Annotated in this window: 1 protein-coding gene; it reads left to right on the top strand. The window is 47.6% G+C overall.

Translation table 11 applies throughout. The features are described from left to right. Positions 1 to 93 precede the first annotated feature (93 nt). On the top strand, positions 94 to 739 hold a 646-nt coding region (locus KIV40_RS33120; protein WP_285353628.1), incomplete at its 3' end, for an ABC transporter ATP-binding protein.

Genomic DNA, 739 nt, shown 5'->3' on the forward strand with positions numbered 1-739 from the left:
GATCGCAGACCTACCAGCTGTTATCAACGATATAAACCGCCGCATCGCTGCTGGCGAACGCCCTTAAAACTGACAAAACGAAGATTGGACACCATGGCAGATATACATCTTTCAAATATTAAAAAATCATTTGGTCAAACGGAAATCCTAAAAGGAATCAATCTTGATATAAAGGATGGTGAGTTTTTAACATTGGTCGGGGCTTCAGGCAGCGGGAAATCGACGCTGTTACGAATAATCTCAGGCCTCGAAGAACAATCAGAGGGTCACATCCGCATTGGTGGTACGGATATTTCGGATAAACGTCCAAAAGATCGCGACCTTGCTATGGTTTTCCAATCTTATGCGCTCTACCCGCATTTAACCGTGCGCGAGAACATGCAAGTGCCTTTGAGAATGCGTATGCCACTTTGGCAAAGGTTCCCCTTTGTAGACAAAGTAAACAGCGAAAGCAGAGCATCAGCCAAATCGATCGATCGTCGCGTTCAGGACGTGGCGGGGCAACTGCATATCGAACACTTACTAGACCGTAAACCCGGTGAACTGTCCGGAGGACAGTGCCAACGCGTAGCGTTAGGCCGAGCGATGGTAAGAAAGCCTTCTGCGTTTCTGATGGACGAACCTCTTTCCAATCTGGATGCAAAGCTGCGTGTCCACATGCGCGGAGAGTTAACACAAATTCACAGAGATATTGGCACAACCTTTGTGTACGTCACACACGACCAAGTGGAAGCGATGA

This window comes from Vibrio sp. D173a, assembly GCF_030248475.1.